The sequence below is a fragment of the Cryobacterium sp. TMB3-10 genome (genome assembly GCF_004402305.1).
Taxonomy (GTDB): domain Bacteria; phylum Actinomycetota; class Actinomycetes; order Actinomycetales; family Microbacteriaceae; genus Cryobacterium; species Cryobacterium zongtaii.
Genome location: NZ_SOGH01000033.1, coordinates 56,341 through 82,934, shown reverse-complemented (window position 1 = coordinate 82,934; position 26,594 = coordinate 56,341). Strand labels below are relative to the sequence as shown.

General features: G+C 69.8%; 32 protein-coding genes and 1 pseudogene. 13 read left to right on the top strand and 20 right to left on the bottom strand.

What is annotated here, in order from left to right; genetic code table 11:
• Positions 1–192: 192 nt before the first annotated feature.
• Entirely contained in the window at positions 193–954 is a 762-nt protein-coding gene (locus tag E3T22_RS18645; protein WP_088457689.1) for a DeoR/GlpR family DNA-binding transcription regulator, read from the bottom strand.
• Positions 955–1,009: 55 nt separating this feature from the next.
• Here E3T22_RS18645 and E3T22_RS18640 point away from each other — a divergent pair, with 55 nt between their 5' ends.
• Both E3T22_RS18640 and E3T22_RS18635 read left to right on the top strand, forming a co-directional pair.
• On the top strand, positions 1,010–1,396 hold the full coding sequence (locus tag E3T22_RS18640) for a DUF4406 domain-containing protein (protein ID WP_240632304.1): 387 nt from the start codon (positions 1,010–1,012) through the stop codon (positions 1,394–1,396).
• A complete protein-coding gene (locus E3T22_RS18635; protein ID WP_134480431.1) occupies positions 1,393–2,106 on the top strand; it encodes an NUDIX domain-containing protein in 714 nt (237 codons plus the stop codon). The genes E3T22_RS18640 and E3T22_RS18635 overlap by 4 nt, the downstream gene beginning before the upstream one ends.
• Here the strand turns inward: E3T22_RS18635 and E3T22_RS18630 are convergent.
• Positions 2,103–3,104 carry an SRPBCC family protein gene (locus tag E3T22_RS18630; protein ID WP_134480430.1) on the bottom strand — a complete coding sequence of 334 codons (1,002 nt, stop codon included), beginning with the start codon at positions 3,102–3,104 and terminating at the stop codon, positions 2,103–2,105. The genes E3T22_RS18635 and E3T22_RS18630 overlap by 4 nt on opposite strands.
• A 418-nt stretch (positions 3,105–3,522) precedes the next feature.
• Between E3T22_RS18630 and E3T22_RS18625 the strand changes: the two genes are divergently transcribed.
• The 3 genes from E3T22_RS18625 to E3T22_RS18615 all read left to right on the top strand — a co-directional run bounded on the left by E3T22_RS18625 (position 3,523) and on the right by E3T22_RS18615 (position 5,335).
• Complete coding sequence (locus tag E3T22_RS18625; protein WP_088457686.1) at positions 3,523–4,440, top strand: hypothetical protein; 918 nt, start codon at positions 3,523–3,525, stop codon at positions 4,438–4,440.
• Positions 4,441–4,496: 56 nt separating this feature from the next.
• Positions 4,497–4,877, top strand: a complete 381-nt coding sequence (locus E3T22_RS18620) for a hypothetical protein (RefSeq protein ID WP_088457685.1) — start codon at positions 4,497–4,499, stop codon at positions 4,875–4,877.
• Between the two features lie 137 nt (positions 4,878–5,014).
• Positions 5,015–5,335, top strand: a complete 321-nt coding sequence (locus E3T22_RS18615) for an ATP-dependent DNA ligase (RefSeq protein WP_088457684.1) — start codon at positions 5,015–5,017, stop codon at positions 5,333–5,335.
• 10 nt (positions 5,336–5,345) lie between these two features.
• Here the strand turns inward: E3T22_RS18615 and E3T22_RS18610 are convergent, their stop codons facing one another.
• Entirely contained in the window at positions 5,346–6,161 is an 816-nt protein-coding gene (locus tag E3T22_RS18610; protein WP_103460212.1) for an MBL fold metallo-hydrolase, read from the bottom strand.
• Between the two features lie 118 nt (positions 6,162–6,279).
• Positions 6,280–6,837 carry a TetR/AcrR family transcriptional regulator gene (locus tag E3T22_RS18605; RefSeq protein WP_134480429.1) on the bottom strand — a complete coding sequence of 186 codons (558 nt, stop codon included), beginning with the start codon at positions 6,835–6,837 and terminating at the stop codon, positions 6,280–6,282.
• A 47-nt stretch (positions 6,838–6,884) separates the two neighbouring features.
• Here E3T22_RS18605 and E3T22_RS18600 point away from each other — a divergent pair, with 47 nt between their 5' ends.
• On the top strand, positions 6,885–8,579 hold the full coding sequence (locus E3T22_RS18600; protein WP_134480428.1) for an FAD-binding protein: 1,695 nt from the start codon (positions 6,885–6,887) through the stop codon (positions 8,577–8,579).
• Entirely contained in the window at positions 8,576–9,637 is a 1,062-nt protein-coding gene (locus tag E3T22_RS18595) for an SDR family NAD(P)-dependent oxidoreductase (protein ID WP_134480427.1), read from the top strand. The genes E3T22_RS18600 and E3T22_RS18595 overlap by 4 nt, the downstream gene beginning before the upstream one ends.
• Before the next feature lie 66 nt (positions 9,638–9,703).
• On the opposite strand, the gene E3T22_RS18590 is transcribed toward E3T22_RS18595, so the two are convergent.
• Positions 9,704–10,675 carry an SDR family NAD(P)-dependent oxidoreductase gene (locus tag E3T22_RS18590; RefSeq protein ID WP_241983742.1) on the bottom strand — a complete coding sequence of 324 codons (972 nt, stop codon included), beginning with the start codon at positions 10,673–10,675 and terminating at the stop codon, positions 9,704–9,706.
• 54 nt (positions 10,676–10,729) lie between these two features.
• Between E3T22_RS18590 and E3T22_RS18585 the strand changes: the two genes are divergently transcribed.
• Complete coding sequence (locus E3T22_RS18585) at positions 10,730–11,335, top strand: TetR/AcrR family transcriptional regulator (protein WP_134407757.1); 606 nt, start codon at positions 10,730–10,732, stop codon at positions 11,333–11,335.
• Positions 11,336–11,514: 179 nt separating this feature from the next.
• Here E3T22_RS18585 and E3T22_RS18580 read toward each other — a convergent pair whose 3' ends face one another.
• From E3T22_RS18580 to E3T22_RS18565, 4 genes are all read right to left on the bottom strand, one after another.
• Positions 11,515–12,612, bottom strand: a complete 1,098-nt coding sequence (locus tag E3T22_RS18580; RefSeq protein WP_134407758.1) for a hypothetical protein — start codon at positions 12,610–12,612, stop codon at positions 11,515–11,517.
• A 367-nt stretch (positions 12,613–12,979) separates the two neighbouring features.
• Positions 12,980–13,369 (bottom strand): hypothetical protein, encoded by a 390-nt coding sequence (locus tag E3T22_RS18575; protein ID WP_241983741.1) that lies wholly within the window; start codon positions 13,367–13,369, stop codon positions 12,980–12,982.
• On the bottom strand, positions 13,366–13,824 hold the full coding sequence (locus tag E3T22_RS18570; protein WP_134480426.1) for a hypothetical protein: 459 nt from the start codon (positions 13,822–13,824) through the stop codon (positions 13,366–13,368). Before E3T22_RS18570 ends, E3T22_RS18575 begins: the two co-directional genes overlap by 4 nt.
• Positions 13,821–14,408: a PadR family transcriptional regulator gene (locus E3T22_RS18565; RefSeq protein ID WP_088457676.1), complete on the bottom strand. Its 588-nt coding sequence runs from the start codon at positions 14,406–14,408 to the stop codon at positions 13,821–13,823. The genes E3T22_RS18570 and E3T22_RS18565 overlap by 4 nt, the downstream gene beginning before the upstream one ends.
• 138 nt (positions 14,409–14,546) lie before the next feature.
• Between E3T22_RS18565 and E3T22_RS18560 the strand changes: the two genes are divergently transcribed.
• From E3T22_RS18560 to E3T22_RS19705, 4 genes and pseudogenes are all read left to right on the top strand, one after another.
• Positions 14,547–15,221, top strand: coding sequence for a TetR/AcrR family transcriptional regulator (locus E3T22_RS18560; protein WP_241979921.1), 675 nt, complete (start codon positions 14,547–14,549; stop codon positions 15,219–15,221).
• Positions 15,218–15,985 (top strand): DUF6544 family protein, encoded by a 768-nt coding sequence (locus E3T22_RS18555; protein WP_134407863.1) that lies wholly within the window; start codon positions 15,218–15,220, stop codon positions 15,983–15,985. The genes E3T22_RS18560 and E3T22_RS18555 overlap by 4 nt, the downstream gene beginning before the upstream one ends.
• Positions 15,986–16,064: 79 nt before the next feature.
• Complete coding sequence (locus E3T22_RS18550) at positions 16,065–16,280, top strand: hypothetical protein (RefSeq protein WP_088457673.1); 216 nt, start codon at positions 16,065–16,067, stop codon at positions 16,278–16,280.
• A gap of 61 nt (positions 16,281–16,341) precedes the next feature.
• A pseudogene (locus tag E3T22_RS19705) lies at positions 16,342–16,449 on the top strand (N-acetylmannosamine-6-phosphate 2-epimerase); the annotation flags it as partial.
• A gap of 23 nt (positions 16,450–16,472) precedes the next feature.
• On the opposite strand, the gene E3T22_RS18540 reads toward E3T22_RS19705, so the two are convergent.
• The 4 genes from E3T22_RS18540 to E3T22_RS18525 all read right to left on the bottom strand — a co-directional run bounded on the left by E3T22_RS18540 (position 16,473) and on the right by E3T22_RS18525 (position 19,918).
• The gene (locus E3T22_RS18540) at positions 16,473–17,087 is read right to left on the bottom strand and encodes a hypothetical protein (protein WP_134480425.1); all 615 of its coding nucleotides are present in this window, start codon (positions 17,085–17,087) and stop codon (positions 16,473–16,475) included.
• Positions 17,088–17,097: 10 nt separating this feature from the next.
• Complete coding sequence (locus E3T22_RS18535; protein WP_134480424.1) at positions 17,098–17,961, bottom strand: endonuclease/exonuclease/phosphatase family protein; 864 nt, start codon at positions 17,959–17,961, stop codon at positions 17,098–17,100.
• A gap of 81 nt (positions 17,962–18,042) precedes the next feature.
• Complete coding sequence (locus E3T22_RS18530; protein ID WP_134480423.1) at positions 18,043–19,083, bottom strand: LLM class flavin-dependent oxidoreductase; 1,041 nt, start codon at positions 19,081–19,083, stop codon at positions 18,043–18,045.
• A gap of 133 nt (positions 19,084–19,216) precedes the next feature.
• Complete coding sequence (locus tag E3T22_RS18525) at positions 19,217–19,918, bottom strand: NADPH-dependent F420 reductase (RefSeq protein WP_134480422.1); 702 nt, start codon at positions 19,916–19,918, stop codon at positions 19,217–19,219.
• Positions 19,919–20,008: 90 nt separating this feature from the next.
• Between E3T22_RS18525 and E3T22_RS18520 the strand changes: the two genes are divergently transcribed.
• Positions 20,009–20,362 carry a helix-turn-helix domain-containing protein gene (locus E3T22_RS18520; protein WP_241983739.1) on the top strand — a complete coding sequence of 118 codons (354 nt, stop codon included), beginning with the start codon at positions 20,009–20,011 and terminating at the stop codon, positions 20,360–20,362.
• Between the two features lie 17 nt (positions 20,363–20,379).
• On the opposite strand, the gene E3T22_RS18515 is transcribed toward E3T22_RS18520, so the two are convergent.
• From E3T22_RS18515 to E3T22_RS18485, 7 genes are all read right to left on the bottom strand, one after another.
• Entirely contained in the window at positions 20,380–20,793 is a 414-nt protein-coding gene (locus E3T22_RS18515; RefSeq protein WP_134407878.1) for a MauE/DoxX family redox-associated membrane protein, read from the bottom strand.
• 38 nt (positions 20,794–20,831) lie between these two features.
• Positions 20,832–21,590 carry a hypothetical protein gene (locus E3T22_RS18510; protein WP_134480421.1) on the bottom strand — a complete coding sequence of 253 codons (759 nt, stop codon included), beginning with the start codon at positions 21,588–21,590 and terminating at the stop codon, positions 20,832–20,834.
• A 79-nt stretch (positions 21,591–21,669) separates the two neighbouring features.
• On the bottom strand, positions 21,670–22,524 hold the full coding sequence (locus E3T22_RS18505) for an endonuclease/exonuclease/phosphatase family protein (protein WP_134480420.1): 855 nt from the start codon (positions 22,522–22,524) through the stop codon (positions 21,670–21,672).
• A gap of 84 nt (positions 22,525–22,608) precedes the next feature.
• On the bottom strand, positions 22,609–23,415 hold the full coding sequence (locus tag E3T22_RS18500; RefSeq protein ID WP_166789334.1) for a carbonic anhydrase: 807 nt from the start codon (positions 23,413–23,415) through the stop codon (positions 22,609–22,611).
• A gap of 267 nt (positions 23,416–23,682) precedes the next feature.
• Entirely contained in the window at positions 23,683–24,630 is a 948-nt protein-coding gene (locus E3T22_RS18495) for a carbohydrate kinase (protein ID WP_241983738.1), read from the bottom strand.
• Positions 24,627–25,622: a glycosyl hydrolase family 32 gene (locus tag E3T22_RS18490; protein WP_134480418.1), complete on the bottom strand. Its 996-nt coding sequence runs from the start codon at positions 25,620–25,622 to the stop codon at positions 24,627–24,629. Before E3T22_RS18490 ends, E3T22_RS18495 begins: the two co-directional genes overlap by 4 nt.
• A 10-nt stretch (positions 25,623–25,632) precedes the next feature.
• Positions 25,633–26,424 (bottom strand): carbohydrate ABC transporter permease, encoded by a 792-nt coding sequence (locus E3T22_RS18485; RefSeq protein WP_241979923.1) that lies wholly within the window; start codon positions 26,422–26,424, stop codon positions 25,633–25,635.
• Positions 26,425–26,594 lie beyond the last annotated feature (170 nt).

Below are 26,594 nucleotides of genomic sequence, written 5' to 3'. Positions count from 1 at the left end.
AAAACGGCTCGACGCAGCCACCCCGCGAGAAGCCCTGCATCAGCTACTCTCAGACCAAGAAAACAGCGGTGTTGCATCGACCAGTTGAATCCACCCCCGGTACGCCGGGTGCAAATGTCCGATTCGGCAACAGTTGCCACCGAGGTCGGCGGGAGGTCGGCGGACGGGCGGCAGCAGCGGGGAGGTCGACGGTCAGTCGCCGATGCCTAGGATGCTGACGCCGGCGTCGCGCAGGCCGGCCAGAGTCGGATCGTCGGCCGCGGTGTCGGTGACGAGGCCCGCGATCTCGTCGAACGGCAGCACCCGGTAGGGCGACGCCACCCCGACCTTCTCGGCACTCGCCAGCACGAAGGTGTCGGCCGCCCGGCCCGCCAGCGCCCGCTTCATCGCGGCCTCCTCCACATCGCCGGTGGTCAGGCCGGCGGTGGGATGCACCCCGGTGACGCCGAGCAGGAACAGGTCGGCGGTGATCGCCTGGGCGGCCTCGACAGCGGCGGCGCCACAGGTCACCGCGGAGTGCTTGAACAGCCGGCCGCCGAGCAGGAAGACCTCGACGCCGTCGTGCGGCACCAGCGCGGCGGCGATGGTGGGGCTATGGGTGATGATCGTGCAGGTCAGGGTCGAAGGCAGCGCCTGCACCACCGCGAGGGTTGTCGTGCCGCCGTCGAGGATCACGGTGCTGCCCGGCATGATCAGCCGGGCCGCACGCGCGGCGACCCGGTCCTTGCTGTCGGGTTCCACGAGCCTGCGCTCGGCATACTGCGCCAGAGCGGGCGACACCGGCAGGGCACCGCCGTAGACCCGCTGGCATAAGCCCGCGGCGGCGAGTTCGCGCAGGTCGCGGCGCACGCTGTCGTCGGAGAGGCCCAATTCCGCGGCGATCTCCTTGGCCACGACCTTGCCGTCCCTGGCGAGGCGGTCGAGCAGGAGGGCCTGGCGTTCCGCAGCGAGCATTTCGCGTTCCTTCCGAGTTGTGCATGTTTCTGCACGTTGTATTACTGTAGCGGACATGACCAGCTCCCTGATGATCCTGATCGCCGGCCCCTACCGTTCGGGCACCGGCGACGACCCCGTGCTCCTTCGCCAGAACCTCGCCCGCCTCGAGGAGGCGGCCTGGCCGATCTTCCAGGCGGGCCACCTGCCGATGATCGGCGAGTGGGTGGCGCTGCCGGTTCTCGCCAGCGCCGGGGTGACGGATGTGGCCCATCCGCTGGCCGCCGACGTGATGTATCCAACGGCCGAGCGCCTGCTCGAGAGGTGCGACGGCGTACTGAGGCTGCCCGGCGACTCCCGCGGCGCCGACCAGGACGTCGCCATCGCCCGGCGCCGCGGCATCCCGGTGTACACCAGCATCACTGAGATCCCGGGCCTCGCCGAAGCATCGACGCACCGGTGACCCCGGTCGCACTCGGGCGGCTCGGCGTCGACCTGCCGGACGGTCGGGGGCGTACCGGCCTGGACCAGGCCGGTGCTGGCCTGCACGGCAACCCGGCCGTCACGGTCGAGCGGGTGGAGGTGACCTCCGACGGATGGCATGTGCTGCGGCGCACCACCTTCGGCTACCGGCGTCGCAATGGCCAGGTCGTCACCGAGCAGCGGGAAACGTACGACCGCGGCAACGGCGCCACCATCCTGCTCTGTGACCCGGACCGGCGCACCGTGCTGCTCACCCGGCAGTTCCGCTACGCCGCCTACGTCAACGGCCACGCCGACGGCATGCTCATCGAAACCGCGGCCGGGCTGCTCGACGACGACGCCCCCGAGGTGGCGATCCGCCGGGAGGCCGGCGAAGAGCTCGGCGTGAGGGTCGGCGCGGTGCGGCACCTCTTCGACCTGTACATGAGCCCGGGCTCGGTCACCGAGCTGGTGCATTTCTATCTGGCCTGGTACGGGCCGGCCGACCGGGTCGACTCCGGGGGCGGTCTCGCCGAGGAGGGCGAAGACATCGAGGTGCTCGAGGTGCCCATTGACGACGCCCTCGCCATGGTGGCCGACGGCCGCATCGTCGACGGCAAGACAGTCATCCTGCTGCAGTGGGCGGCACTGGCCGGCATCTTCCAGGCCTTCGCGAACCCGGTGTCCCGCACGGTGGCGAGGTCCGACTAGTCGGCCGGATGCTGACCGCGCGTGGCCACCTCGGCCTCGGCGAGCTGGGTGAGCTTCTCGAGGCTCAGGGGCCACTGTTCGCCGAACATACCGGCCCATTCATCGTCCACGTCCACATCCACCGTCAGGGTGGTGACCCCGTCGGCCTCGGTGAAGGTGTAGTTCTCGTGGGTGCCGATCAACCGTTTGGCGGCGTCACTGGTGGTGTCCTCGATGCCGTTCACGATCTGCCCGCGGTACTCGATGGAGAGGTACTCGTGCGGGCGGTGCTCGACGATCACCCCGACCATGCCGCCCTCGTCCCCGCCCTCGTCGCTGCCGAAAAACCGGATCTCGCTGCCGGGCAACCAGCTGCCGAGGAAATATGACCCCGGGTTGAACACGCTGGTCCACTGCCGGTAGGTGGCGTCGTCGAGCATCGTCTCCCAGACGATTTCGGCCGGGGCATTGATCTGGGTTGAGAAATGCATGGTTTCCATGGCGGGAGTGTAGCTCCGGTCTCGCGTCCGCGCAGCCGGTTCGGCTGCCCGCTGCGCCCAGGCTGCCTCGGCCAGACCCTTGAGCTTGGCCAGCCCCTTTGGCCACAGCTCACCGAACAGTTCGGCGTAGGTGTCCGCGGTGTCCACGTCGATCGTCACCGTCGTCACCCCATCGACCTCGCTGAAAGAGTAGGCCTCGCGCGCGCCGATCAGTTGCCTGGCCTCCCGGCTGGTGGTGTCATCGACGTCGTTCACGATCTGGCCCTGGTACTCGATCAGCACGAACTCGTACGGACGATGTTCGGTGATCACCCCGTACATGCCGTTCAGGCCGTTCAGTTCACCGCCGGGATTGCTGCCGAGAAACCGGATCTCGCTGCCGGGCAACCAGTCACCCTCGAAGTAGGAGTCCGGGTTGAACACGCTCGTCCACTGCCGGTAGGTGGAATCGTCGAACATCGTCTGCCAGACGATGGCGGCCGGTGCATTCACCACAATTGAGAAATGCTGCGTTTCCATGCGGTGAGTGTAGCTCCGGCCGCATCGCGCTCCTAGGGCTCGGCACCGGACCCGAATACTGGGAGTACGAGATTATTCGAAAGTACTTCCCCATTCCGACCTGTGGATAACCCTGTGGACAGGGTGTGGAAAACCCCGGAATCACCGCGCTGAGGCTGTGGATTGGGCTGTGGAAAAGCTGGGGAGAGAGCTGTGCACTTCTCTGAAACGGCCCGGCGCGGCGAAGTCCCCCACACGCCTCCCGCGTGCTAGCACTCTCGAAAGCGGATTCGTCTGCGCGCGGTTCGGGGGCCGCCCGGAATTCCGTGGTCACGGCCGGAGGCGTGGAAGGTCTAGCCTGATCCTCAGCGGCACTGTGGCCGCGGGGGGCACGCACCGGCGCGGAGGCCCCGGAAAGCGGCCAGTGAGTTCGACGGATATGACACGATCGGCGGAATTCGATGCCTTCGGCCCCTGGGTGGACCGGGTGCACGACGCCACAGAGGTCCCCGGCCTGTACCGGGACTACCCGGTGGATTTTGTCACCAGCCGGCTTGTGCTCAAGGTGCCCCGCAACATCAGCCGGCGGGATGCGCTGCCCACGATGGACCTCTACGACCACCTGATCATCGCGGCCCCGGAGGCGCTCGTCGTGCTGAGCCGTGCGAACGCCGACACCAGCGGGAGCCCCCGCGGCTACACCGAGAGGACCCTCGGCTACGGCGACGTCGCTGCGGTCACCGAAACCATCGACATGGTGGACGGCCGCCTCGACATCCTGGCCCGCACGGGCGAGACCCTCACCGTGCCGTACAACGGGTCGTCGCAACAGGTGATCACCCGCCTCATCGATGTGCTGAGCGAACTCACGCTGGCGGCGCTGCGGCCCACGCCCGCCGTGACGATCCCCGAAGCGGATGCCCCGCTCGCCGACCTCGATCTGCTCGACCTGGGCAAGGAAGATGTGGGCCTGGTCACCTCATATTTCGACGTGATGCGCCACGAGCTCGGGGCGATCCTGCTCGCCGCCCACGGCCGGATAGTCTTGCCGCCCCGCGGCGGCCTGGTCAATCGGGCCGTGCACGCCCTCTACCCGATGACCCTGCACGGAGCGGTGCTGTGCCGCACCGACCGTGAGCTGCACATCGTCGGCCGCAAGGGCTGGCTGGTGCGCGGAAGCACCCCCGATCTGTCGCGCTCGCACACGAGCATCCCGTTGGCCGCGATCGATGAGATCGTGCTGGCGCCGCACCCGACCTACCTGGACGCATCCGTCGTCACCGTCCGCCTGGGCGCGGCGCGGATCGACCTGGTGCTGCCCGAAGGATCGGCCGCCGTGCAGGCGCTCGTCGGGTAGCAGCTGCCCGGCCGAGGTCATTCCCAAGACGCCGCCGCGCGGTTATCGTCGGTGGCATGAAGCTCATCACCTACGCCGGTGGCACCATCCTCACCGGCGACGACGTCGCGGAAGCCTTACTCGACTACGTCACCGCGCACTCCCAGGGTGAGGAGAGCATTGCGGTGGAGATCCAGGTGCTCGAGCCCGACGGCAGTACCCGCACGCACACTCTCGTGCTCGGCCCGGCCACCGAACTGAACGTGGCCGATGTCGCGGAGGACTCGCTCGCGGGTGAGATCGCGCTCTTTCCCCTGCCGGTCTTCCCGCCCAGCCACATCCTCGCGGTGAAGGAGCCATCGGCCGAGACCGAGGCGGAGGCCGAGGAGCACGCCGCGGACTTCAACAGGGCGGTCGAGGAAATCGACCAGGGCAGCGACGGGTTGTTCGACCGGTGACGACCGGCGGGCGCCGAGTGTCATAGCCAGCGAAGCCACCTCGGCCTACACTCCGTCGTGAGACACCAGTCCGCGCCGGTCCTCGCATCGTGCGGGCCCTCCGGTCACAACGAGGAATGTGCAAAACGAGGAATGTGATGGGCAAGTTCATCTACGGGACGCCGGCGATCTCGGTAGAGATCGACGACCGCACACTCGCGCACCTCAAGGTCGTGATCGTGGCCAAGCTGCGCCGGGGCGAGAGTTTCGCATTCTCCTGGGAACGGTCCAAGGACTCGGGCAGTGGCCACAGCTCCATCTGGCTGAACCCCGCGGTACCCCTCGATTTCGAGTTCTCCGGCAAGCGGGAGCCCACGCTCAACCGCACCTGGATCGATGAACTCGTGCAGGTGGCGAACACCCCGGCCGGCCTGCGCATCCTCCCCGAACCGCCAGAGCGGACCCCGCGAGCCGAGTGACCCACGCGCCTCAGGTGAGGTCGTCGAAGTCGCCGCGCACCCAGCCCCAGTGCCGGTCGGCCGATCGGCGCACCACGGCGCGGGCATCCGCCGCGATCACGGTGTCGAAGTTGCCGTACAGCCGGTCGAAGGTCAACCGCTCGAGGGTTCGGGCGATCCGCTCCACCACCGGACCTGACAGCGGCAGCCGGTTGGGGTAGCTGCGCATGAAGCTCACCGAGGTGCGGTCGGGGTTGGCGAACACTGTGTCGCCGCTGAGCAGCACGCCGCGCCCAGCCGCGCCGGCCGCCCAGTGCAGTACCCCGCTGCCGGGGAAGTGGCCGCCCACCTGCATCAGCGTGACGCCGGGCAACAGGCGCACCTCGCCCGACCATGCCCGGATCACCGGGTCGGGTCGGGCCACCCAGGCCAGGTCGGCCTCGGCCACCAGCACGGGCACACCGCCGAGCGCCCTACTCCACTCCACCTGCAGGCCGAACATGTGCGGATGGCTGGCCACGATCGCGCGCACCGGCCCGCGTTCGAGCACCCGGCCGGCGATGTCGTCGTCCACGAAGCCGATCGGGTCCCAGAGCACGCTGCCCGTGGGGGTGCAGAGCAACTTGGTCTGCTGGCCGATGCCCACGGTCGGGGTGCTCTCGATGCCGAACAGGTCGGGTTCGAGCTCGAGGAGCTCGGCCCGGTAGCCCGCCTCGTACAGGTCGGCCAGCGTGGTCCACCGCTGGCCGTCGGCCGGCACCCACTGCCGTTCATCGGCGCAGATGGCGCAGACGCCGGTGTTCTCGGCGTGCTCGACGCCACAGGTGGCACAGATCCAGAAGCTCACGGGGTACCTTCCGCAGGTGTCACAGACGGATGTTGCCGTCAGTATGCCGCCGCGGCACCGGGTTGCCCACCCGCGGACGAGCAGCCCCGCCCCACCATGTTGCCGTCCGTCTGGCCGCTCAGCGCGGGGCGAACGCCGCGTGGAAGAGACCCCAAGCCCGCCGGGCCACATCCGGGCGGTCGGCGGCGTCGCTGCGGGCCAGCACCCCGGCCAGCATCGACACCGCGAGGATCACATCGGCGGTACCGACGTGTTCGCCGATCCGGCCGGCCGCCTGCTCGCGCACGAGGAGACGCGCCACGACGATGTCGAGCCGGTCGGCCAGATGCACCGCGCGGGGATCGTGGGCATTTGCCATCACCAGGTCGATGAGCGCCGTCGAGGCCAGCGTCTGTTCGATCACCCGGTCCAGCAGGTCGTCGAGCGTGCTCTCCGGCCGGTCCACGAAGGTCTCGAGCGCCGCGAGGTTCTCGTCGAAGATGGCGATCGCCAGGGCGGTGCGATCGGGGAAATGCCTGTAGAGACTGCCCTGGCCCACGCCGGCCCTGCGGGCCACTGCGCTCAGCGGCGCGGAGAAGCCGTCGGCGGCAAAGACCTCCCGCGCGGCGGCGAGGAGCGCCCGGCGGTTTTCGGGTCCGGCACTCGGCCCCCGATTCGCTTTGGAATTTGTGCCCACCGAGGTAGGTTACATCCGGACAGTGTTGTCCGGATCGAGGAGGAGTCATGACCGCCCACTGGGATCGCGAAGTTGACGTACTTGTAGCAGGATCGGGCGCCGCGGGATTGACCGCCGCCATCACCGCCGCCGACGCTGGACTCACCGCCCTCATCGTCGAGAGCACCGGCCGCTGGGGCGGCACGACCATGCTCAGCGGTGGCGGCCTGTGGATGCCGAACAACCCGTTGATGAAGAAGCTCGGCATCCAGGACTCCCGCGCCGACGCCCTCGCCTACATGGCAGCGGCAATCGGTGACGCCGGCCCGGCCAGTTCCATCGAGCGTCGAGAGGCCTTCGTGGATGCTGTGCCGCGCGTGTTCGGCCTGCTCGCCGGCCTCGGTGTGCGCTGGTGCGCGGCGAAGGACTACCCCGACTACTACCCGACCCGGCCCGGCGGCAGGGTCGGCCGTGGCATCGAGGTGCAACCCTTCGATGCCAAGCGCCTGGGTGACTGGGTGAAGTCCTCCCGCGCCGATGAGGGCATCCCGGCACCGTTGAAGACCGACGACGTCTGGCTGCTGTCCAGGGCCTGGTCCACGCCGACCGGCTTCGTGCGCGGCGCCCGCTTCGTCTTCCGCACTCTCGGCGGCATCGTCACCGGCAAGCGCCTGCACGGGCTCGGCGGCGCCCTGGTGATGTCGCTGATGGAGATCGTGCGCAGGCAGGGCACCGAGGTGCTCCTGGACTCCCCGGTCACCGAGCTGGTGCTCGAGGACGGCCGCGTGGTCGGCGCGATCGTCACCACCTGGGCCGGATCTGTGCGCATCCGGGTCCGGGCCGGCGTGGTTCTCGGCGCCGGCGGCTTCGCCCAGAACCAGGAGTGGCGCCAGAAGTACCACGACATGCCCGGCAACAGCTCGGCGGCCGCCGGCGACCAGGGCACCGCCATCGACGTGGGAGTCAAGGCCGGCGGTGCGCTGGCAATGATGGACGACGCCTGGTGGGGCTCCGCCGTGCCGATGGTCGACGGCACGGCCCAGTTCATGCTCTCCGAGCGGTCGATGCCGTTCGGCATCATCGTCGACCAGGCCGGCTCCCGGTACACCAACGAGTCCCAGAGCTACATCGACTTCGGCCACGACATGATCGAGCACCACCGGCAGACGCCGACGATCCCGTCCTGGTTGATCGTGGACGTGCGGCACCGCCGCCGGTACCTGTTCTCGCCGCTGCTGATGGGCGGCAAGGCCCTGCGGGCCAACGGCATCGTCGTCACCGCGGACACCCTCGAGGAACTCGCCGACCGGCTGAACATCGACCCGGGAGCATTGCGGACCACCGTCGAGAGGTTCAACGGCTTCGCCCGAAGCGGGGTGGACCTGGACTTCGGCCGCGGCCGAACCGTCTACGACAACTACTACGGCGACCCGAGCGTCAAACCCAACCCCAACCTCGGCCCGCTCGAAAAAGGCCCGTTCACGGCGGTCAAGGTGGTGCCGGGTGACCTCGGCACCAAGGGCGGCCTGCTCACCGACGAGAACGGCCAGGTGCTCACCGAGGCCGGCACCCCGATCCCGGGACTCTACGCCGCCGGCAACACCACGGCCTCCGTGATGGGCCACACCTACCCGGGTCCCGGCTCCACAATCGCCCCCGCGATGGTGTTCGGCTACCTCGCCGCCCTGCACGCGGCCGCAACTTCCGTCTCCGTCAACCCCGCGGAGACGGTCATCCCGAAAGAAAAGGAACCACTCGCATGACCCAGAGCATCCTCACCGCCGATTCCTCCGTAGGCTCCTGGCTCGACGACCCGATCGGCGGACCCATCCTGCGCGACCTGCTCGCCCAGGGCGGCCAGAGCGCCGACGCGCTGCGCCCGGTGCGCAAGCTCGCGATCAAGCGTCTGGTCAAGCTCAGCAAGGGTCAGTTCCCGCCCGAGCTGATCGACGACCTGGTGCGCCGGGTCGCGGCCGGTGACATGCCGGCCTCCGCCGCGGCATCGGATGCTCCGCCCGCCGCCCCGGCAGCCGCCGGCCCCGCCGCCGTCGAACGCCCCGAGTGGGTCGAACGCATCGACGCGGGCCGGTTCACCGGCAAGACCGTCATCGTCACCGGAGCCGGTTCCGGCATCGGCCGGGCCACCGCCGCCAGGGTCGCCCGGGAGGGCGGCCGGGTGATCGCCGTCGACATCTCGGAGGAACGCCTCGACGATTTCGTGGCCGAGCTCGCCGGCGCCGACATCGTTCCGGTGGTGGCGAACATCACCGACGACACCGCCATCGCCGCGATCGTCGAAGCCGCCGGCGGCCAGATCGACGCCCTCGCCAACGTCGCCGGCATCATGGACGACATGACCCCGGTGCACGAGGTGACCGACGCCGTCTGGCAGCGGGTGTTCGCGATCAACGTAGACGGCAGCATGAAGCTCATGCGCGCCGTGGTGCCCGGAATGCTCGAGCGCCAGTACGGCTCCATCGTCAACGTGGCCTCAGAGGCGGCACTCCGCGGCTCCGCGGCCGGCGTGGCCTACACGGCGTCCAAGCACGCCGTCGTGGGGCTGACCAAGAGCAGCGCGTACATGTACGGACCCAGCGGCATCCGGGTGAACGCGGTGGCCCCCGGCCCCGTCATCACCAACATCGAGGCGAAGTTCGCGTCTGAGCTCGGTGCCCAGCGGGTGCGCGCCGGCATGGCGGTGCTGACCGACGCCGTCGAGGCGGATGCGCTCGCCGCGTCGATCACCTTCCTGCTCAGCGACGATGGCGTGAACGTGAACGGCCAGGTGCTGGCCAGCGACGGCGGCTGGTCGGTCGCCTAGCCGCCAGGTCTCGGCAAACTCCACCAACGGACTGGTCGCGACCCCGGATACGTCGCCTGTGGGCGGTCAGGCGGACGCGACCAGCCCGGCGGACACGTCCCACAGCCGGCGGGCGGTGTCCGGGTCGAGCGCGTGGGGGAGCACCCCATGGATGCCGTCGACGATGGCGGGCACCACGGCCGCCGGGTGGCAGTCCTCGTAGTAGCCCGGCGTTCCCGCGCCGAGCGTCGCCCGGGTGGCCACGAACACCGAGGTCGCGGCTCCCTGCGCAGGGCTCTTGCCCGGATACCGGCTCTTCATCCCCGCCAGCACCTCGGGGTCCCAGTGCCGCTGCAGGTTCGTCCAGATGCCGCCCGGCATCAGGGCGGCTGCGGCGATGCCGTCATCCGCCCACCGCCGGGTGGCCTCGAGGGCGAACAGCACGTTCGCGGTCTTCGACTGCCCGTACGCCAGCGATGAGTCGTAGGCATCCCGCTCAAAGAACAGGTCGTCGAACCGGATGCCGCTCGAGCCGTGCCCGCTGGAGCTCACCGCCACGATCCGGGCCCCGTCGGCGGCGGCCAGCGCCGGGTGCAGCGCCGTCGCGAGAGCGAAGTGGCCCAGGTGGTTCACCGCGAACTGCATCTCCCACCCGGAGAGCGTCCGCAATTCCGGGGTGTGCATGATGCCGGCGTTGTTGACCAGGATGTGCAACGGGCCCGACCACCCCGCCGCCAACGCCCGCACCGTGCCCAGGTCGGCCAGGTCGAGGTGGGCCACCCGCACGGCACTGTTGCCGGTGCTCGAGCGGATCTCCTCCGCGGTGCGGGCGCCGGCCGCCAGATCCCGCACCGCGAGGGTGACGCTCGCGCCGGCAGCGGCCAACGCCCGCGCTGTCTCCACCCCGATGCCGGAACTGGCCCCGGTCACCAGGGCGGAGCGTCCGCCCAGGTCGAGGCCGCGCACCACGTCGAGTGCGGTCGATTCGGCCCCGAAGGGCGATCGGGAATCGGGGGACAGGGGCTGGGGCTGGGGCTGGAGTTCACTATTGGACTTCACGGTCCATTCGTACCACACCCTGGACCGTGCGGTCCAGTACGCTACGATCGACGCATGGAGGAGACGAAGATCACCGCGCGGGGCCGGGCCACCCGCCAGCGGATCATCGAGGCCACCGGAGAGCAGATCCTCGCCGCGGGCATCGGCGGCACCACCCTGGACACCGTTCGCGCCGCCACCCTCACCAGCAAGAGCCAGCTCTTCCACTACTTTCCCGGCGGCAAGACCGAACTGGTGCGCGAGGTCGCGACCTGGGAAGGCCGGCAGTTGCTCGCGGCGCAGGAGCCCTACATCCACGACCTGAGCACCTGGGAGTCTTGGAACGCGTGGCGCGCCGCGCTGGTGGATTACTACCTCGGCCTCGGCCGGTGGGCGTGCCCGATCGGGTCGTTGGCGACGCAGGCCGCGATGACCGACCCCGACCTCGAAGCCTTCTTCAGCGCCAGCATGGCCCAGTGGCGGGACACCCTGGCAGCGGGCGTGACGAAAATGCAGGCCGGCGGGCTTATCGACCAGGCGGTCGACCCCCAGCGCATCGCCGTGGTGATCCTCGCCGCGATCCAGGGTGGCCTCGTGCTCAGCCAGCCGATGCGCTCGGCCTGGCCGCTGGAAGCGGCCCTCGACTCCGCGCTCGCGCCGTTGCATCAGGCGGCAACCTAGTCCGGCCTCCCGGTGCCGCGTCGACGCCGAGTGGCCGCACAGTGTCGCACGGCAAGCGTCCAAGGGGCGCTTCGCCCGAAGTCGCCGAGCGGAATCTTCGCCAGTTGCCGAAAACACCTCGTCGGGCGTCCCGAACGGGGGATGTGAAGCAACTCGGGGTGGCGCGCGAACCGGCAGCGCTACCTCGCTGAGCCGGCACCGACGGTGCTCGAGCGGCGGAGCCGGTACCGGCCCGAGAGCACGCCGATCAGCCACTCGACCGGGCCCTTTCCCACAAACCGCCACCAAAGGATCCCCACGATCGGCACGCCGATCACGAGCACGAGCCAGGCGACCGGGTCGGTGCTGCCGTAGCTGATCCCGTTGCCGGCCATCCACCCCACCACGGCCACCTGGAACACGTACAGCGACAGCGAGATCGAGCCGATCGCCTCGAACGGCAGGAACACTGCACGCACCACGGCCGCGGTTCGCCGCCCCCGCAGCGACGCGAGCAGCATGATCACGCCCAGCACCCCGAGCACCAGCCCGGCGTCGTGCAGGGTGTCGAGGTAGCTGCCCGACGGGCTGAACTCCGCCCCGGTCGCGCCGCGCCAGAGCGGCCCGAGCCACCAGGCGGGCACGGCGACCGCCATCAGAATCCAGCCCGCCCGGCGGCCACCGAAACGGATGCGGAACAGCAGGGCCCCGAACAGGAACCAGGGCAGCAGATTGGTCACCCGGTAGTGCGGGCTGAGGAAGAGCCACTCGAGGAGGAAGCTCGCCGGGGTGCGCTCACCCACGGTGAGCAGCGGACCGGTGGCGGCCAGCATCAGCTCATTGAGCGGGGCGCCGAGCACCAGCACCGCCGCCAACACGGCGACCAGCGCCCGGGTGCCCAGCAGCACCAGCGGGGTGCCGATTGCGAGCACGATGCCCAGGAAGGAGAGCACTATCGCGATCCAGCTGCCCCAGGTGGACAACAACAACCCGAGCAGCACCAGGATGGCGCCCCGGATGACGTTCTGCAGGATCACCGTTCGTTGGGCGGATGCGGTGCCCGCCTTGGCCAGCACGATCGCCGCGGCAGCGCCCATGGTCGTGGCGAACAGCGGGGAGGCCACGTCGTTGAGCTGGCCCTGCAGGAAGGCCGTTGCCTCGGGCTGGTCGACCATGATGGGGCCGGCATGGGCGATGAGCATGGCCATGATGGCCACGCCGCGTGCCACATCCGGCACCAGGAACCGGTCCCGCTGCAGACGGGGCGCGACCGGGATGACTACGGCGGAACCGGCCATCCGTTCACCTCTCGAGTGTGGTCGTTCGGGAGAACACGCCAACGCGGTCCCTGATTGCATGTGCGTTCACCGTACTGCAGGTTGTGGCCCGTGGCCCGAGGTCGCTGGCAGGACCCGAGAGTACCTGCTCCGACAGAGCCTGCACCGATGCCGCACGCGGGCTGTGGCTGGAGACACCCCGGCCACCTCGACGGCGTAGTGATCGCTCCGCCGCGGCTGTTCGCGGCACGATTCATGCCCGGCGGCACGGTCCATGCCCGGCGGCAGGGTTCATGCCCGGCGGCACCCGCTACAGCGCGTGCCGCGGGGACGAGCGCGTGCCGCGGGGACGAGCGCGGGCCGGGCCGGGCCGCCCGAGCGGGCCCGGTCAGCCCAGCGCGACGAGCACCGTGAGGCCGGCCAGCACCGCGCAGAGGGGCGCCATGGTCCACCGCTCCGGCCGCGACCGTGAGGCGGCATTGAGCACGATGCCGAGCAGGAAGTAGCCGGCCAGGAACCAGGTCGCAACGATGACGAACCCGGGCCACGGGATGATGTCGGCCAGTCCGGCGCGCTGCACAACGAGCACCCCGAAGACCAGGTAGAGACCGATCGACGTGGCACTGCCCAGGCGCTTCCGGATGGGCAGCACCCGGTCCTGCCCGCCCCAGGCGAACTGCCCCAGTGGCGCCCCGGCGATGAGTGCGGCCTGGAAGACAATCAGACCGGCCATGAGCACACAGAACAGCACGGCCGCGCCGGTAACCACCCCGCTCACCGGGGCACCCCCGTCGGCCCGGCCGGTGGGCCTTCTCGCTCACTGAGCGCCAGAAGCAGCGTCAGACCGAATAGCACGGCCGTGAACGGGGCCCAGCCGAACCGTTCCCAGGGGCTGGATGAGGCCAGGTTCATGAGCACGCCCAGCGCGAGATACCCCACCAGCACCCAGGTGCCCCAACGGCTCAGCGCGGGTGGCACGCGCATCCCGAACCCACCCCGAGCGAGCACGATGACCGCGGCGACAACCCAGATCACCGCGCTCACGGCGCTGACCATCCGCAGCTCGGCCGGCAGGGTGCCCGCATTCGCGCCACCGAGCGCGGCGGCGCCGAACGGTGCACCGAGCAGCAGGCTGATCTGGAAGATCACGACAACGAGGAACCCGAGTGCGACGGCAATCGCGGTTCGCCGCCGTGGGAAAAGACGGCGCGAGACGGTCGAACCGGCGCTCATGAGTGCTCCCGGGCGGGGGTGGCGGCGGAGTTGGCAGCGGGCGGGGCCGCCGACGCCAAGCCGTCGAGAACACCCAGCGCCTCATCCGCCCAGGCGAGCGAGGCACGCGCGGCATGCTCGCCGGCCAGCACGGTGAGGAGAATATACGGCGCATCCGGTCCGGTGTCGGCCTCCAACTCCTCGCGGATGCGGCACATCTCGGCGAGTTCGGCGTCGGCGGTGGCCCGAGTGTCCGCCACCAGTTTCCGGCAGGCCTCCTGACCGAGTTGGCGCCCGAAGAACAGCCGCAGCAGCACACCGTTTCGCGGCTTCACCGGCTGAGGGGCCTCGGCGAGCAACTCGCGCAGGCGCTCAGTGCCCAGCGGGGTGAGGGCGAACGTGGACGAGCCGGCGCGGAGGGCCGCCTGGCGCTCGATGAGCCCGTCGCGCTCGAGTGCGCTGAGCGCGGGGTAGATCTGCCCGAAGCTCTCCGCCCAGAAATGCCCGAGGGCATCCCGGATCTGCTCACGCAGGGCGTACCCGGTCATCGGCGCGATGCTCAGGCCGCCGAGGACGGCCATCCGGGTCTGGTCTGTCGTAGCCATCAATAAACTCCTTATATCTTCTAGATATATTTATCAGATAGACGAGCCGAAAGCCAGCTTTCGGTCCTCAATCGCTAGACTTGCCATAACGTTACGAACAGTAACGATATTGGGCGCAACAATATTGGGGGAGTGACGATGGCACCGGGCGACCTGGCTGCACGACCGCAACGAGGGTCGGCGCGGGAGCGCGGGCGTCCGCGGCATCCCGATGTCGACGCGGCCATCATCGCCGCGGCCCTCGATCTGCTCGGTGAGGTCGGCTACGCCGGCTTCACCATCGCCGGGGTAGCCAGGCGGGCCGGGGTGGGCAAGCCGACCGTGTACCGACGATGGCCGCACAAGTCCCAGCTCGTCGTCGAGGCGATGGCCACGCAGATGCCGGGGGAGACCGGCGTGCGCGTCGGCAGCGTCGCCGAACAGCTGCTCGATTACGCCACCCGGCTGTCGGTGACGCTCACACACACGCCGCTCGGTCGGGTGCTGCCCGGACTCGTCGCCGAGATGGCGACCGACCCTCAGCTCGCAACGAGCTATCGCACCCTGATCATCGAGCCCACCCGACGGCTGTGGCGGGATGCCGTGCAGCGCGGCATAGCCACCGCTGAACTACTGCCGGACACCGATGTCGAGTTCGTGCTCGACGCGCTGGCCGGCCCGCTGTACGTGCGGGCGCTCATCACCGGGGCACCCGCGAACCCCGATGCGCCACGGCTAGCCGTTCAGCTTGTACTTGCCCGCTACGGGATGGCGCCGGCCCACGGCGCGCCACGGCACCCGTTCCGCACCGCGAACACCGGGGCCACGCCGTGACGGCCAACCACGTGCCGAGCGAAGCCCGGCAGGTGAGCGAGGCGTGGCGCCAGCTGGCCGCCCGCTCCGCCCCGACCGAGGCCTTCGCGCCTGAGCTCGTGGCGCAGCTGCCCGAGCCCGCACGGCGCTGGCTCACTCACGCCATCCCCACGGGAACGCCCCTCTCCAGCTCGGTGCAGCTGACCATGCGCGGCGAGATCAGGCTCGGCGTCTGGCGGAGGTTCTCCGCCCGTCAGATCCTCGCTCCCGGCATCGGCTACATCTGGGCGGCCACGGCCTGGGTGGCCGGGCTGCCCGTGCGCGGCTTCGACCGGTTCACCACCGGCGCCGGGGAGATGCGCTGGCGGATGCTCGGGCTCTTTCCCGTGGTCACCGCCGTCGGCGCCGACGTGGCCCGCAGCGCCGCCGGGCGACTGGCCAGCGAGATTGTGCTCGCCCCCGTCGGCTTCCGCACGGCGGTCTGGACGGCCGGCCGTTCGGCAGATCACGTCATCGGAACGTGGCAGGTCGACGGCGAAGCGGAATCCGCCGAACTGTGCATCGGGCCGCGCGGTGAGGTGCAGTCCGTGTCCCTGTGGCGCTGGGGGAACCCGGGCGGGGAGCCTTTCGGACGATATCCCTTCGGCTGCACCGTGCACAGCGAGCAGGAGTACGCGGGTCTGACGCTGCCGGCTACGTTCACCGCCGGGTGGTGGTGGGGCACCGCTCGGCAGGGTGAGGGTGAGTTCTTCCGCGCCCGCATCACCGCGGTGGAGCTGGGCTGACGCCTGGACCCGCGGACGTGTCACCGGGTTTCGACAGGCTCAACCAGCGAATGGCGGTCTGGGCCCGACGCCGAAGACGGTGGACCAGTCGTCAGCGCGCCGCATCCAGGCCGAACTGTCCGAACTGTTCGAGATTGTCTTCCAGGCCTCCGGCCTCGTCTCGTTCAAGACCGCCCTGGCGCACCTGGACATCATCTCGACCAACCGGATGTCGCCGCCGGTGCCCGCCCTTGCCGGCCAGACCGTCGAGCGCATCCAGGCGATCGTCGACCGCACGGGCCTTGTGGTGCGATGACCTCCTCACTCGGCGTCGACCTCGGCGGCACCAAAATCGCGGCGGGACTCGTCGCCCCCCCCCGGCGGATGCCTGCATCGATGCCGGCGCGTTCGCGGTCGTCGTCGGCACCGCCATCACGCATCCGACGACCATCACCACCTGGTTCGCGGATGCCGTTGCGCGGTAGCGCGACATAAACGGGTGCCGGGCCTACAAGGGTGCCGGGTCGGCGTCGGCCGTGGGTTCCGCGAGGCTCGTGGGCGAGTCGGTGAGGTAGCTCATGCCGCAGCCCGCGAGCAGCGCGCCGGCGCCTCCCCAGACCAGGTCGCCTATCGAGTCGTTGTAGCCGACGAAGATCTCCGGATCGAGGTAGGTGTGCCCGAACCACTCGAAGACCTCCCAGAGCACGCCCAGCGCCAGCCCCAGCGTCGTCGTCACCACGGCTGCCGAGAGCATCGGCCGGGGCAGGGTGTCGGCGTCGGCCAACACCCTGAACTGCACGAGCACGATGTAGAGCAGCGCGGCGCAGAGTCCGTTGGTGAGGAAGTGCACTGGCAGGTCCCACCAACGGGTGGTGAGGTAGATCCCCAGCACGCTGCTCCAGACCGCCACGAGCACCACCACGCCGAACGCGATGTCGACGCTCGGTCGCAGTCTCAGCAGCCGGGGGAGCAGCATCCCGCCGGCCACGAGCGCCAGGCTGATCCCGGACAGCGGGCCCCAGCCGACGCCGGCGACCACGATGCCGACCAGTGCCAACGCCCGCAGCGCGTCGGCGGTCGCCTCCGCGAGGCCGGACGGCCGCCGCAGCAATGTGTGGATCATGGCCAGCACACTAGCCGGATCGGCCGCCGGCAGTAGAGCCTGCCGGGCGCAGAACTGCCTGCACGGGCTCGTGGTCGGAGCCGGACCGACCGTCGAACCGTGCCGCGTTGATGCCCGTGCTCGCCACCTCGACGCCCGGCCCCACCAGGACGAAGTCGATGCGCGCCCCGCCCCGGCGCAGGCGCCGATAGCCCGAGAAGGTGCCCCACTGCGGGGTCAACCGTTCGGCGGCCGCCAGCCAGGAATCCCGGAGCGCACCCTCGCCGGTCAGCCGGCGGTAGACGGCGGAATCCACGGTGGCGTTGAGGTCGCCGGTGACCACGATTACGGCGTCGGGTTCCGCGGCGTGGGCGGAATCCACCAGGGTGATGATGAACCCCGCCGAGGTGAGCCGGGACCGCCAAGAGAGATGGTCGAAGTGGGTGTTGAAGGCCAGCAGTCGGGCGCCGGTGGCGAGGTCGGTGAAATCGGCGGACACCACCACCCTGCTGGTGAGATTGCCCCAGGAGCGCGACCCGTGCACGTGCGGCGTGGCCGACAGCGCCCGTTGCTGCCAGGCGGTGAGCTGCAGGCGCCGGCTGTCGTAGAAGATCGGGTTGTGCTCGTCGCGCCCGGTGGCGTGCCGACCGCGGCCCACCCAGCGGTAGTGCGGGCCGAGGGCGGTGGCCACAAAATGCACCTGGTCCACCAGCGCCTCCTGCGCGCCGAGCAGTGTCGGCTGCTCGGCGACAAGCAGGCGCTTCAACAACAGCTTGCGGGTGTCCCACCGGTCGGCGCTGCCTCGCCGCAGGGTGGGCACCCGGCGACGGATGTTGTAGGTCATCACGTGCAGGTCGGGCGCACTCACCGTACCGATCAGCGCCGCATCCGTCATGGGGCCCACGGTACCCGCGCGGTGGGGAAAGTGCGCCAGAAGAGGTGGCTGTCCGGTGGTTATCTCGCGGCTATTTGGCTGCTATTTGGCGGCCAGCAGCCGGGCCACGCGGGGCTTCACCTCGGTGGCCAGCAGGGTGAGCGACTCGTGTAGGTGCTCCGGCGGCAGACCGCCGAAGTCGCCCTGCAGGAAGTGCCGCATGTGGCCCAGGTAGCCGTGCAGGTGCACGATGCGCTCGGCGACGTCATCGGGATCGCCCACGTAGTAGGCGCCGGGCGCCGCGACCTGGGTGTCGAACTGTCGGCGGTCGGGGGCGCCCCAACCGCGCAGTCGGCCCATCTCCACGTTGAGGCTGTGCCAACCAGGGTAGAACCGCTCCAGGGCTTCCGCCTTCGAGGGGGCGACCAGACCGAACGTGGCCACCGAAACCTTCACGTTCTCGGTGTGCCCGGCCTGCGCGGCCGATCGGCGGTAGAGCTCCGTCAGCGGTGCGAACCGGTGCGGTTCGCCGCCGATGATGCCGTAGGAGACGGGCAGGCCCAGCCGTCCGGCCCGGGCTGATGACGCCGCGTTGCCTCCGGTGGCCAGCCAGATCGGCAGCCGGCCGTTCACCGGGCGGGGCACCACGGCCAGGGCGTCGATCGCCGGGCGTACGCTGCCCGACCAGTTCACCGTCTCGGTGGGGCTGTTGTTGATGGTCATCAGCAGGTCGAGCTTCTCGGCGTAGAGCCTGTCGTAGTCGGCCAGGTCGTGTCCGAACAGCGGGAAGGTCTCGACGGAGGATCCTCGCCCCGCGGTGATCTCCACCCGGCCGCCGCCGGAGACGGCATCGGCGGTGGCGAGCTGCTGGAACACCCGCACCGGGTCATCCGTGCTGATGATGCTCGCCGCGCTGCCGAGGATGATCCGGTCGGTCGCGGCGGCAGCGGCGGCGATGAGAGCACCGGGGGAGGATGCGGGCATGCTCACGGTGTGGTGTTCGCCGATGCCGAAGTAGTCCAGCCCCACCCGGTCGGCCAGGACGATGGCGTCGAAGAGGGTGCGGATGCCCTCCGCGGTGTTGCGGAAGCTGCCGTCGGGGTTCAGTGGGGTGTCGCCGAAGCTGTATGCGCCGATTTGCATGGGTCTGTCCGATGTCTGGTGGGGCGGGGTGGCTGGTGGGGCGCGGGGTGGTGGAACGGGAGCCTGCGGAACTGTGCCCGAAACGGACATCTGCGCCCGGTGTGCCGGATTCAGATGTCCGCACGGGGGACAGTTAGGCGGCGGCGTCCGCTTCGGCGGCGGCGAACTCCAGCTCGGCCATCAGTTCGGTCGCGGTGTGCCGGCCGCCGAACACCGCCGAGCCCGGCTCGAACGCCGCCCCGGCCGCGAGCGGGCCGGCGTAGACGGCGTCGAAGCCGAACCGCTCGATGACCTCGGCCACGACGGATGCGGCCTGCGGCTCGCCCGCGACGGCCAAGGCGTGCCGGTCGGGATGCCCGGCCGGCCGGGCGTCGGTCTCCAGGTCGTGATAGCCGATGTGGTTGAGGGTCTTCACCAGCCGGGCCGTGGCGAAGTGGCCGGCGACGACCTCGCTGCTGCCGCGGGGGTCGGTGGCGACCTCGGGGAGTTCGCCGTCGATGGGCTGCCAGTAGTTCATGGTGTCGATCACGATGGCGCCGGCCAGGGTGGCCGGGTCGACCGAGCGAAACTTATGCATCGGCACGGCGAGCACCACGAGGTCGGCGGATGCGGCCACCTCCGCCGCCGACATCGCTGAGGCACCGGGGATGACGATGTCAACGATGAGCTGGATGTCGGCCGCGGCCCCGGATCCGGCGATGGTGACCGCGTAACCGGCCTTGAGCGCGGTGCGGGCGATGGCGGAGCCGACGCGGCCCGCCCCGAGGATGCCGATCGTGGTAACCATTGAGGGCCTTTCTGCGGGTGTTCGCGGCGCCCGAATTCGCGCCGACATCCCACGATGCCAAACTCCGTCACCATTCGCCATCCGGAGGTAAGCTGCTAATCAATAGTTAGTGAGTCGGTCAGTAAGGAAGCGCAGCCAGTGAAACAAGACGTCGGCGAATCGACCTTCGCCCTCGATGAGGAAGAGTGCCGTCGGTTCCAGATCTCGGTGGAGTTGGCGGGCCGCAAGTGGAGCGCCGCGATACTGATGGCCGGCGCCCGGGGCGCTCGCCGCTTCTCCGAGTACCGTGCCCTCGTCGAAGGCATCTCAGACCGGGTGCTCGCCGCCCGGCTCAAGGAGCTCGAGCAGGAGGGCCTGATCGAGCGTGACGTGCAGCCCACGACGCCGGTGTCGATCAGCTACAGCCTGACGACGTCCGGCCGGCAGCTGATCTCGCTGCTGCATCCGCTGGTCACCTGGAGCCGCACCCGCCAGGGCACGGACACGCCCTAGCCGCCTCGCTGCCGCAACTACTTTGCGCGGCGCACCAACGCGGCCGTCGACCAGAGTGCCCAGGCGATCAGCAGCGGCTGTCCGAAGAGGCGACCGATCCGCTTGGCGTCGGTGTCCAGCCCGAAGGCATCCTTGTGATGCACGGCCTGGGCGATGTTGCCGGGGAAGATCGCGGTGAAGAAGGCGGCGGCCAGCAGCCCGACCTTGCCGCGCAGGCCGGCCGGGGCGAACAGCAGCGCGCTGCCGAGCGAGATCTCGGCCACTCCCGAGAGCAGCACCGTGGTGTCCTCGGGGAGCGGCACGAACTCCGGCACCTGTGCCCGAAAGTCGTCCCGCGCAAAGGTGAGGTGGCTGGTGCCGGCCAGGACCAGGATCGCGCCGAGCGCGATCCTGCCAGCGGTACGGCCGGTGGATGCGGGTGTGCTGGTCATGCGTGCTCCTTGTCGATACGTCATGGCCCGGTTCCGGGCTAGCGAATCCCGGCGATCCGCTCCAGGCCGGCGCGCAGGATGAGTTCTTCGGGGTCGGCGAGCAGGTGGTGGTTGAGGTAGAGCCCTTCCAGCCACTCGAGCACCTCTGCTTCGGGCAGGCCCACAGCGTCCCAGTCCACCTGGGGGCGGGCCGAGACGGCCGGCTGGCCGCTGGCCGGGTCGGTCCAGGCGGTGGCCAGGGGCAGGTCGGGCTCCTCGTGCTGCGCGTTCCAGAGCAGTGCGATCGGGTGGTTGGGCCCGTCGATGTGGTCGTGGCCCACGTGGCCGGCGCCCAGCCAGGGCAGCATCATCTGTTCGCCCTCGAGTTCGAGGTCGACGACCTCCAGCTGTGTCGGTTCGGGCGGGCTGGTGGCGTAGACGGTGAGGCCCAGCGCGCTCCACTCGGCAGCTTCGGCGGCATCCATGGTCAGTTCCTCGAGCAGCTCGCTGACATGACGCACGAACGGGCCGGCCCAGGCCAGCAGCTGCGCGGTATCGGCAGCCGGCCACGGGCTGATGTCACTGTCGACGCCGTCGACGTTGTGGAAGTGGTGCTCAATGCCCCGTTCCGACACGTCGAAGTGCAGCTCGCCCTCCTCGAAGCCGATGTAGATCGCGGCCCCGTCCTCGAGCCACTGCGCATCCAGCACCGGCAGGGCGAATCGCGTCGGCAGAGGGGGCGCCACCAGGGGCAGAACGCCGAGGTTGAGCACCGCGCAGAACTGCGTGTTGGGCAGGCGAAGGCTGGGGTCTGACACCGGTCTCATCTCCGTGGATCGTGGCGGGCGGGTGCCCATATCCAAGTATGGGGCAGGCTGCCGACTCCGGGCGATGCCCTCACGGCTGAGCCGGCGAGGTGCCGGCGCGCAACACCGCCTGCACAGGCTCGTGGTCGGAGGCCGCCAGGCCGTTGAACCGCACCGCGTTGATGCCGGTGCGCAGCACGGTCACAGCGGGCCCGGCCAGGATGAAGTCGATGCGCTTGCCGCCGGGTGTCGGTCGTTTGTAGTGGCCGAAGGTGCCCCACTGCGGGGTGAGCCGATCGGCCGCCGCGAGCCAGGCGTCGCGCAGGGTGCCATCGAGGGTCAGCCGCCGGTGCAGCGCCGAGTCCGCGTCGGCGTTGAAGTCGCCGGTGACCACGATCGCGGCGGCCGGCTCCGCACTCTGCGCCGCGCGCACCAGCCCCAACAGGGCGTCTGCGGCGCGCAGCCGGGAGCGCCAGGAGTGGTGGTCCAAGTGGGTGTTGAACGCGAGCACCCGGCCATTGGTAGCGAGATCGGTGAACTCGGCCGACACCAGCACCCTGCGCACCCGATTGCCCCAGGACCGGGAGCCGGGCACGTCCGGCGTGTCGGACAGCGCGCGCTGGCTCCAGTCGGTGAGTTCGAGGCGGCGGGAGTCGTAGAAGATGGTGCAGCGTTCGTCTCCTCCGTCGGCGTTGCGCCCCCGACCGACGCCGCGGTAATGCGGCCCGAGGGCGCCGGCCAGCCATTCCACCTGGTCTGCCAGAGCCTCCTGCACGCCGAGCAGCGTGGGCTGCTCGGCGACCAGGATGCGCCGCACGAGCGGCTTGCGGCTCTCCCAGCGGTCAGGATTGCCGGGCAACAGATGGGCGAACCGCCGGCGGATGTTGAAGGTCATGACGTGCAGCTCGGGTGCGGCCACCGGGCCGATCAGTGCAACATCCGTCATCAGGCCAGCGTACGTCGTGCCCGACCCGCCAGTGCCGCGACCTGCGGCCCCGCACCTTCAACCACAGTCTCTAACGCGCAGCCTCTACCCCGTGATCTCGACCTTCCCGGCCCCGCCCACCACGGTGCGGTCCCCAAGCGGCTGGGTCGGCCGGGCGTTGTGGTTATGCGCGCCCGCGAGCGTGCCGATCTGCTCCGCCGACATCGAAATCGGTGTACCCATCACCACCCACTGCACGTCCTCGGTGCACGGCGGGGTGGTCAGGCTGCCCGAGTACTCGTAGTTCTCCAGCGACGCCGGCAGCACGGCGGCGAGATCCAGCGTCACCTCTTCGTCGTCGGCCAGGTGGCTGGCCGCCTCGATGAACGGCGTCAACGCGTCGGATGCCGCCCCCTCGGTCACCAGGACCCCGAGCACCAGCAGGTTTCCGTCCGCATCCGCATGCACCAGGTGCAGCTCGGCCGCGGCGGGCTGTCCCGCCACGGTGTGCTCCGACGGCACATGCGCGTGCAGTTGCTGCAGGCTGTAGTCATCGTCGGCGAACGTGAGCGTCTCGCCCTGCCCGTCGGTCTCGATCTCCACGGCGTGGCCGCTGTCGAAGACGTCCCCCTCCGCTTCTTCGGCGCTCAGCTCGATGCTGGTGCTCGGTGCCGGAACGGCCGCCGGCAGGTCGATCGGGGACTGATCCGTGCCGGCCTCGCAGGCCTGGAAAGCGTCGTCCAAGCCGGCCCAGGATTCCGGGCCACTGTCTCCGTCGTACGACCAGTGGGCCGGCTCGGCCACTGGCCTCTCGGTCGGCGCAGTCTCGGCCGGAGCGGCCTGTGCGCAGCCGATAAGGGTGACGGCGGCCACCGTGAGAGCTGAAGCGGTGAGCCAGGATCGTGCGGACATGGGAACTCCTCGTACTGCGTAGAGAACGCCACACCGAACATGTGGCGTGGCCGCTCTCCTGCGAGAGCCGCCTTCCCGAATCATCCTCTCGACCCGCACCCCTGCTGCCGCCGGCGTAGGGCCTTCCGACCTACCGCGCCGGGTTCCTTCCTCGTCGTTGCACCAGGTATGGCCCACCGCGCCCCCTATAGCGGGCGCAATGGGCCATACGAGGTGCAGTGAGCGCGCTGCTCGGGCTTTCGCCGCCGTGATCTACACCAAGGCGAACTACACCCCGGCGAGCTCGGCGCGGGTGGGCGGGTCGGCCCCGGGGCGGGACACCGTGACGGCGGCCGCCGCGGCGCTTCGCCGCATGATGCTCTCCAGCACCCCCAGCGGCACGTCGCGGAGCGCCTGGCGACGGTCGGCCCCGATCAGGTCCGCGTCGATCAGCCCGTCGATGAGAGCGCCCATGAAGGTGTCGCCCGCACCGACGGTGTCGACCACCGTCACCCGGGGCGCCGACGTCCACACCCGTCCCTGAGCGGTGAGCGCGAACGCGCCCTGCCCGCCCTGGGTGACCACCACCACGGCGGGCCCAGCGGCCAGCCAGGAGGCGGCAGCGTCGGCGAGTTCGCGGTCGGGGTGCAGCCAGAGCAGGTCTTCGTCGCTGACCTTCACGACGTCGGCGAGGCGCACAAGCTGCTCCACCCGCGACCGGGCGGCCGCGGCATCGTCGATCAGGGCCGGACGGATGTTCGGATCGAACGTGATGGTCGCCGTCGCGCGGCGGGCCTCCACCAGGTGCGCCACGTCGGACGCGCCCGGCTCGAGCACCGTGGCGATCGACCCGATGTGCAGCACATCGGCCGGGCCCGCCAGCGCCACATCCACGGCCCAGGCCAGGTCGAACTCGTAGGTGGCCGCCCCCGCGTCATCGAGCAGTGCCGTCGCGGTGGAGGTGTGCGCCCCTGTCGCGCTCCCCGCAGACACCTGTACCCCCGAGTCCTCGAGCCAGGTCCGCACCGCGTGGCCGCGGTCGTCCTCGCCCAGGCTGGTGAGCAGCTGCGGATGCCGGCCCAGCCGCCCCAGCGTCAGCGCCACGTTGGCGGGGCTGCCGCCGGGCGCCTCGTCCCGGGAGCCGTCGGCCCGTTGCACCAGGTCGATCAGTGCCTCGCCGACCACCAGCACTCGGCGCTCGGCCCGGTAGGTGCCGGTTACCGCACCGCCGCTCACAGCACCGCGGCGGCGAAGGCCGGCGCCTCGGCCGAGTCCAGAACCGGCCGGTGCACAAGCCCCCGCACCGGGTCGGCCGTGACCGGGATCGGGTCGCTGAGGGTGCCGACGAACTCGCCGTCGACGATGTTGATGAAGCCGAGCAGCACCCAGCCCCCGTCGGCATCCTGCAGCAGCCGGGCGGCGTAGAGATCGGTGCGGTCGAACAGCATCGAGCCTGTGAAGTCCACCTGCTCCAGCCGCGCATCCACGGCCACGCTGTAGACGCCGCCCACCTCACCGGCCGCCTGGCGCTCGGGCGAGAGCTCGGAGACACCGCAGCAGAACAGCAAGATCGGCACCCCGTCGACGATCTCGAACTGGAACACCTCGAGCTGGCCGAAGCCCTGGCCGGGCTGGCTGAGTGGCGGCTGCACCGTCCAATGGAGCAGGTCGGAGCTGGTGGCGTGGCCGAGCACGCCGCGTACCCGCGGGTCGCCGGATGCGGCACGGGCGGTGATCAGCATCTGCCAGGTGCTCTCGCCGGGGAAGCGGAACACCCAGGGGTCGCGCCAGGCCTGGTCGTGCCAGACCGACAGGTCGAGCGTCTCGTAGAACGCCGGGTCGGCCTCCACGAGCGGCTCGGTCGACACCTTGGTCCAGGTGAGCAGATCGGGGGAGGTGGCCGCGCCGACGCGCTGCACCATGGTGTTCTCGGTGCGGGAGGTGCCGGTGTAGAACATCCACCAGAGGCCGTCGTCGGCCTGGATCACGGAGCCGGTCCAGGTGGTGGCGTCGTCGAACGCGGGAGCATCCGAGATGATCAGGGCGTCCTCAACGACGGTCCAGTTGGTGAGGTCGGTGCTGACGGCGTGGCCCACGATGGGGTGCCGGTGCCGGCGTTCGGGGTCTCCCAGGGCCTTGCTGGCGTGCAGGTAGTAGGCGTGCGTGACACCGTCGAACTGAACGTACCAGGAGTCCCAGATCCACTTATCGGGCAGTTGGAGCGACATGAAAACCGGCCTAACCTTTCACACCGCTGGACGCGATGCTGTTGACGAATGAGCGTTGGAAAGCGATGAACAGGGCCACCACGGGCAGCGTGATCAGCGTGGAGTACGCCATCACCTCGCCCCAGGAGACGTTGAGCTGGAAGAAGTACTGCACGCCCACCATCACCGGGCGCAGCTCCTCGGTTTGCACCACCATCAGCGGCCAGAGGTAGGAGTTCCAGGCGGGCAGGAAAGTGAGGATGGCGACGGTGGCGATTGCGGGGCCGGAGAGCGGCATCACCACCTGCCGGTAGATGCGGAACCAGCCGGCGCCGTCCATGCGGGCGGCCTCGTCGAGTTCCTTGGGGATCGATTCGAAGTACTGGTGGAACAGGTAGATCGAGAAGGCGTTGGCCACGAACGGGATGATCTGCACCTGGTAGGTGTCGATCCAGCCCTTGCTGAACATGAAGCCCAGCTCGGTCAGCTCGAACGAGGGCAGCTGGTTCACCCACCACACCAGCGGCAGCGCGAGGGTCTCGAACGGCACGATCAGGGTGGCGATGATCAGGGTGAGGATGACGGTCTTGCCGCGTACCCGCATCCGGCTCAGCGCGAATGCGGCCAGGCTGTTCACCAGGATGCCGGCGACCACGGTGATCGCCGAGATGCCGATCGAGTTGACCAGGAACCGGGCGGCGGGCACCCGGTCGAAGACGGCGGCGTAATTGTCCATCGAGATGTTGCCGATGGGCAGGAACGCGGCGATCGACGAGAGGTCGCCGAAGATCTGCTGGTCGGGCTTCAGCGACGAGACGAACATGAACAGGATCGGGAAGAGGAACAAGACGGCCAGCCCGATCCGGAGGATCCAACCGCCGAGGCCGATCACGCGCTTCTTGCGGGCCGTCTTTTGGCCGAGCACCACGTGCGGGGCGGATGCCGGCGCGACGTCTGCGATGGCCGCTGGTGCTGTAGAGATGTGGGGAATCG